Origin of the sequence: Moraxella bovoculi 237 (assembly GCF_000696305.2) — a bacterium.
GTDB lineage: Bacteria > Pseudomonadota > Gammaproteobacteria > Pseudomonadales > Moraxellaceae > Moraxella > Moraxella bovoculi.
The window spans coordinates 20892-27641 of sequence record NZ_AOMT01000001.1 but is presented as its reverse complement, the minus strand read 5'-3'; the positions used below and the strand labels follow the sequence as shown (position 1 = coordinate 27641).

Annotated in this window: 6 protein-coding genes and 1 CRISPR repeat array; all 6 genes read left to right on the top strand. The window is 46.9% G+C overall.

The window, feature by feature from the left end:
• Positions 1-37 precede the first annotated feature (37 nt).
• Positions 38-559: a CRISPR direct-repeat array (repeat unit 36 nt; unit sequence GTTCAAAACCTTCCCTGTTATAAAAGGGATTAAGAC).
• A 300-nt stretch (positions 560-859) separates the two neighbouring features.
• The 6 genes from lipA to pxpA all read left to right on the top strand — a co-directional run bounded on the left by lipA (position 860) and on the right by pxpA (position 6692).
• Entirely contained in the window at positions 860-1924 is a 1065-nt protein-coding gene (gene lipA, locus MBO_RS00130) for a lipoyl synthase (RefSeq protein ID WP_036361748.1), read from the top strand.
• A 479-nt stretch (positions 1925-2403) separates the two neighbouring features.
• Positions 2404-2877: an acetyl-CoA carboxylase biotin carboxyl carrier protein gene (accB, locus tag MBO_RS00125; protein ID WP_052585171.1), complete on the top strand. Its 474-nt coding sequence runs from the start codon at positions 2404-2406 to the stop codon at positions 2875-2877.
• Between the two features lie 9 nt (positions 2878-2886).
• Positions 2887-4266 carry an acetyl-CoA carboxylase biotin carboxylase subunit gene (gene accC / locus MBO_RS00120; RefSeq protein ID WP_052585170.1) on the top strand — a complete coding sequence of 460 codons (1380 nt, stop codon included), beginning with the start codon at positions 2887-2889 and terminating at the stop codon, positions 4264-4266.
• An 8-nt stretch (positions 4267-4274) separates the two neighbouring features.
• Positions 4275-4967: a 5-oxoprolinase subunit PxpB gene (gene pxpB / locus MBO_RS00115; protein WP_036361745.1), complete on the top strand. Its 693-nt coding sequence runs from the start codon at positions 4275-4277 to the stop codon at positions 4965-4967.
• Positions 4968-4985: 18 nt separating this feature from the next.
• Positions 4986-5909 carry a 5-oxoprolinase subunit C family protein gene (locus tag MBO_RS00110; RefSeq protein WP_036361742.1) on the top strand — a complete coding sequence of 308 codons (924 nt, stop codon included), beginning with the start codon at positions 4986-4988 and terminating at the stop codon, positions 5907-5909.
• A gap of 30 nt (positions 5910-5939) precedes the next feature.
• A complete protein-coding gene (gene pxpA, locus MBO_RS00105; protein ID WP_036361739.1) occupies positions 5940-6692 on the top strand; it encodes a 5-oxoprolinase subunit PxpA in 753 nt (250 codons plus the stop codon).
• The last annotated feature ends 58 nt before the right edge of the window (positions 6693-6750 follow it).

Below are 6750 nucleotides of genomic sequence, written 5' to 3'. Positions count from 1 at the left end.
AGACTTACGTGTGCATTATGAATCATCTTTTGATTCCGTTCAAAACCTTCCCTGTTATAAAAGGGATTAAGACGCTTAACTTCAGCTCTTTGCTGAATTTTGCAGTTGTTCAAAACCTTCCCTGTTATAAAAGGGATTAAGACTCAATCGCATAGCCGTATAAGTGCGCTGATGTCGTTCAAAACCTTCCCTGTTATAAAAGGGATTAAGACGTCTTTGTGTGGGTATTGGCTGATGATGGTTTCGTTCAAAACCTTCCCTGTTATTAAAGGGGTTAAGACAACAAACGCTCTGCTTGCTCTCTGTAATACTCAGTTCAAAACCTTCCCTGTTATAAAAGGGATTAAGACCTACTCAACGTAAATTATAAGAGACAATTGTCTCGTCCAAAACCTTCCCTGTTATAAAAGGGATTAAGACCCAGTTAGCTCACATCCTTTCTTACAACGCATTAGTTCAAAACCTTCCCTGTTATAAAAGGGATTAAGACGTGCGGCTGTGGGCGTGATATGCCTTTGTCCTTGTTCAAAACCTTCCCTGTTATAAAAGGGATTAAGACCTATATACAACATTTGGGCGTTTGTCGTACGGGTTCAAAACCTTCCCTGTTATAATTTTGGATGCTCCCATGCCACTCCGGTGAAGTGTAGGACTGGCATGCGTAGGTGCGGCTGAATCTATACTCTTCACCGCACCATCATCCAACCTTGATCACCACACACCCGCCAGCATCAACTCACCTTTTCCACTACTACCAAACACAGCCCGCATTAATCACGCATCGCTTTTTGTCTTGAAATAAGGTAAAATACCTCCATTTATTTTTCGCTTATTTAATATTATAAAAAAAGGCAAAGCCATGACTGTCCAAACCTTCACCCCAGAAGCCCGCCCCGCCCCCAAAAAAGCCATTCAGGGCGAAAAACTGCGTGGCTATGATAAAGTCGCTCGCATTCCCATTAAGGTCATTCCCACCGTAGAAACCCCCAAAAAGCCCGACTGGATTCGTGTCAAATTATCCAGCCCTGCTGAAGTGGAGCGTATCAAAGGCACGCTACGCAAACAAAAGCTCTACACCGTCTGCGAAGAAGCCGCCTGCCCCAACCTACCCCAATGCTTTGGCGACGGGACAGCGACCTTTATGATTATGGGCGACATCTGTACACGTCGTTGCCCGTTTTGTGAAGTCGCTCACGGTAGACCCAACCCCCTAGATGTGGACGAGCCACGCCACACCGCCGAGACGATACTTGGGCTTGGGCTAAAATATGCCGTCATCACAAGCGTGGACAGAGACGACCTAAAAGACGGCGGTGCAGGGCATTTCGTGGAAGTTATCCAAGAATCCAAAGCCCTAAGCCCCAACTGCTTGATTGAAATTCTTGTGCCTGATTTTCGTGGACGTGAAAAAATCGCCATTGATCTACTTGCCAAGACCGCCCCCGATGTCTTTAACCACAACATCGAGACCGTGCCACGCCTATACAAGGCATTTCGCCCTGGCTCGGACTATCAGCACTCACTAAACCTACTAAAAGAATACAAGGCACGCCGTCCCGATGTTGCCACCAAATGCGGATTTATGGTGGGGCTTGGCGAGACCGAAGAAGAAGTCTATGCCCTGCTTGACGACCTAAAAGCTCATGACGTGGACATCATCACAATCGGGCAATACCTAGCCCCAAGTAAGAACCACGCCCCTGTGGACAGATACGTCCACCCTGATGAGTTTGCCCGCTATACCGAATACGGCAAAAAACTGGGCTTTTTTAACATCTGGGCAAATCCTATGGTGCGTTCAAGCTACTTTGCCGACCGCCAATACTATGGCGAGCCTTGCCCACCGCCTGTGCGTTCAGCTAAGGCACTTGCCGAAGAGAAATTGGCAAAAGCCGAAAAAGGCGAGAAAACTGGGTGCTTTTAAGCAAATCACAACAAATCAGGGGCAAATATTCGCCCCTGTTTTTATTATTAAAAATGTCGTTTTATTTTTTGATACAACAAAGGCAATGTCAAAGACCCTGCTGTTTTTTTACTTTAAAATAAGGGATAAAAGCCGTATTTTTTGGCACCAAACTTTTAAGAATGCAACACAGCTCTAGATTTGCCAATATGAAATTATAAAAACAAATCAGCCGTAAAAAAATAAAAACCAGCCGCAATAGCCCATGGTGCAAGCAATCACAAAACAACACCTGCCTTATTAGCAAGAAAAGAAATTATTCTGCATGATGACTATTTAATGCAGGATTGTATTTAGAAACTGGTTGAAGCGGCATTGCAACCTGGACTTTTTTAATCCAACACATCACGCCACAAAGATCATCAGGTGTCATAGACAGTCGCCAATCATTTGTTATATAATCGCACCCTGCCCATAACTTAAATTTTAGGGATATCGTTATGAACATTGATTTTGATACACTGGCTCGCCTCATTCAGTTGACCGAAACCGCCAAGATTCACTCACTTCACATTCAAGATGGCACACAGACGGTTATTTTGACCAACCCAAGCCAACCTTTGCCCCAAGTGTTATCTCAGGCTGCGCCTCACACCTTAGCCCAAATGTCGCTCCAAGACCTGTCAGACGCACCCCAAAACCAAATCAGCTCAACTACGCCACCCACCGAACCCACCAATTTTCACACCATCACCTCACCTATGCTTGGCACTTTTTATCGTAAATCCGCTCCTGATAGCCCCAATTTTGTTGAAATTGGCGATGCCGTCAAAGCAGGTGATACCTTGTGTATTGTGGAAGCCATGAAAATCATGCACGAAGTCAAGGCAGACAAGGCAGGGGTGGTGCGTGAGATTTTGGTGGACGAAGGTCAAATGGTGGAATACGACTCGCCTTTGTTTGTGATTGAATAGGATAAGAACATGAGCAAAAAATTTAAAAAAATTCTCATCGCCAACCGTGGTGAAATCGCCCTGCGAATCATTCGGGCGTGTCGTGAGCTTGGCATTGGTTCGGTGTTGGTGCATTCTACCGCCGATAAGGACAGCCTGCCTGCTCGCCTTGCCGATGAGACGGTTTGTATTGGCAGTCATTTGCCCAAAGACAGCTATCTGAATCAGCGATCCATCTTGGCAGCAGCAGAATTGACGGGCGTGGACGCCATTCACCCTGGTTATGGGTTTTTGAGCGAAAATGCCGATTTTGCTGAATTTGTTACCGAGCAAGGCTTTGTTATTATCGGTCCTACCGCCCGAAACATTCGTATGATGGGCGATAAAGTTACCGCCAAGCAAACCATGCTTGCCTCAGGCGTGCCTTGCGTTCCAGGATCTGATGGGGCGCTGCCTAATGACGATGAAGCAATCATCAACATCGCCAAACAAGTTGGCTTACCTGTCATCATCAAAGCCTCAGGGGGTGGCGGCGGACGGGGCATGCGTGTGGTTGAGAGTATGGACGAGCTGCTAGGAGCGGTCGCTATGACCAAAAAAGAAGCGATGAGCGCCTTTGGTAACCCTGTGGTCTATATGGAACGCTATCTAAAAAATCCTCGTCATATTGAGATTCAAGTGATTGCTGATACGCATGGCAATGCCATTCATTTGGGCGAGCGAGATTGTTCTATGCAACGCCGTCATCAAAAAATCATCGAAGAAGCCCCCGCCCCCTTTATCAGCCAAGATGAGCGAGACAAAATCGGACAAGCCTGTATCAAGGCTTGCTTGGATATGGGCTATCGTGGGGTCGGGACTTTTGAATTTTTGTATGAAAATGGCGAATTTTTCTTTATTGAAATGAACACCCGCATTCAAGTAGAACACCCCGTTACCGAGCTTGTAACGGGCGTGAATTTGATTGCCGAACAAATCCGAGTTGCCGAAGGTTATCCTTTGCAATTTAGCCAAGACGACATTCGCTTGACAGGGCACGCCTTTGAATGCCGTATCAATGCCGAACACCCTTTTAGCCTGATGCCATCGGCAGGGACAGTGAGCTATTGTCATCTGCCTGCAGGCTATGGCACACGGGTGGACAGCCATCTGTATACAGGCTATCAAATTCCTGCCTATTATGACAGTTTGATTGGCAAATTATGCATTCATGCCCCCACCCGTGAGCTTGCCATTGCCAAAATGAAATCCGCCCTGACAGAGCTTGACATTCAAGGCGTAGAAACCAACAAAGCCCTACATCAAGCCATGTTTGATAATGAATCTTTTTGTCAAGGCGGGGTCAGCATTCATTATTTGACCCATTGGCTTGACAATCATCACAATAATCAGCCCAATCACAAACACTAGGGGGCAAGATGGACATTAATACCACTTGGCAATGCTCATCAGAAAGTACACTTTTGCTATTTTTAGGTGGGGAAATTAGCCTTGATAAACAAAAACTGTGCTGGGCGTTAGCAAATCACTTAAGAGCCGACAATACGCTTGGCGTGCGTGAAGTGGTGGTTGGCATGAATGCCTTAACGGTGTATTTGGATAAACAGGCGTTGTACCAAGACCCTAGCCAATTAGCGGTGTGCGAAAGATTGCTCAATGAGCTAACACACGACTTTGCCCAAAATTTGGATAATTTGCAAGGCATTCAAGGCAAGCACATTGACATTCCTGTGATTTACGGGGGAGAGTGTGGCGTGGATTTGGTCGCCAGCGCCAAAACGCTTGGCATAAGCGTGGACGAACTGGTCAAACAGCACACCGCCCCACTTTATACGGTGTATTTTATTGGCTTTCAGGCAGGATTTCCCTATCTTGGTGGCTTACCTAAAGCCTTGCACCTGCCCCGCCACGCCAAGCCCCGCACCAAAGTTCTCCAAGGCTCGGTCGGTATCGGCGGCGGGCAAACAGGCATTTATCCGTTTGAATCCCCAGGGGGTTGGCAACTTTTAGGGCGTACCACTTTGCCTTTATTTGATAAAAGCCAAAACCCACCAACACTACTACAAGCAGGCGATACCTTACGCTTTGTAGCAACGGAAATTTTGGTATAAGGATAATAAGGAGCAATTATGTTAAAAATCACTCACTTATCCGCCATTGCCAGTATTCAAGACTTGGGGCGTGAAGGCTATTTGGGGCTTGGCATTGGGCGTTGTGGCGCGATTGACCCTTTGTCGTTTCGGCTTGGCAATGCTCTGCTTGGTAATGATGGCAACACGCCTGCCCTTGAAATTAGCCTTGGCGGACTGACCGCCACTTTTGGCAAGGACACCGCTTTTTGTCTGACAGGGGCGGTTGTTGATGGCAACCTTGACGAAACACCCATCATCACAGGCTATCGGTATTTTGCCCAAGCTGGACAAACCCTTGCCCTAAAACGCCAAACAAAAGGTATGCACAGCTATTTGTGCGTACAAGGTGGCTTTGATTTTGCCAAGGAGCTTGGCTCTGCCAGCACCGACACCAAAACAGGACTTGGCGGGCTTGGACGCTGTGTGATGGCAGGCGATGAACTGCCTTATCAAGCAGGCATTCCAATGAGTGCGATGGGCGTGGCAAATTTGTACCGCTTTGAGCCTGTGACTGTGATTGATGTCATCAAAAGCAGCGAATATGACCGCATTGTACAGACGATAGACACATTTTGTAAACAGGAATTTACCTTGTCGCCAAACAGCAACCGTATGGGCTACCGCTTAGACGGCACGCCCTTGCAATTTGATGCCATTGAAATGAATTCGCACGGCGTGGATTTTGGCATGATACAAGTTCCCCCCGATGGTAAGCCAATCGTGTTGATGGCGGACGCTCAGACCACCGGCGGTTATCCCAAAATCGGAGCGGTAATTGGGGCGGATTTGGGCAAATTGGCACAGGTGCAATTTGGCAAAAAAATTCGCTTTAACTATGTCAATGGCACAACTGCCCTACAAAAACAAGCTCATTACACCACCCACCTTGCGCAAATAGCAAAGATGGCAACGCGTTTTTAAAGTAATTTTTAAACCAATAAAGGAAAAACAATGGCACACATTGATTTAAATGCCGATGTGGCAGAAGGCTTTGAATTTGACCAACCCTTGATGTCCATCATCAGCTCAGCAAACATCTGTGCAGGATTGCACGCAGGTGGGGTTCGCCAAATGATACAAACGCTTGCTTATGCCAAAGCCCACAATGTCAGCATTGGCATTCACCCAAGCTATGACGACCGTGCCAATTTTGGGCGGAGCAAACAAGATTTGCCAACAAGCGAAATACAAGCATTGATGGCTTATCAAATGGGGGCGGTTGTGTCCGTTTGCCAGACTTTGGGACTAAAACCAAGCTATGTCAAACCACACGGGGCTTTGTACAATCAAGCCAGCACCGATGCGACCCTTGCCCATGCCATCGCCCAAGCGGTTTATGATTTTGACCCCAAGCTGGCATTGATGGGGCTGTCTGGTGGTAAGCTTGTCGAGGCAGGCAAAGCCCTTGGGTTAAAAGTGATTTGTGAGGCCTTTGCCGACAGACGCTACAACAGCGATGGCACTTTGGTGTCTCGCACCCTGCCAAACGCCCTGATTGAAGACGATAATGAGGCGATTGCCCAAGTTGTCCTTATGGTAAAAGATGGGCAAGTGGTGGCTGTTGATGGCAATGTGATTGACTTACAAGTGGACAGCATTTGTTTGCATGGTGATGGCAAGCACGCCTTGGTATTTGCCCAAAAAATCAAAGCATCCTTGCAACAACAAGGCATTGCCATTACATCGTTTATGACAAATAATTGATTTATCAAAAAAATCAACGCCGATACTTCATCGGTCATCTCTTTTAATTGAGGTTATA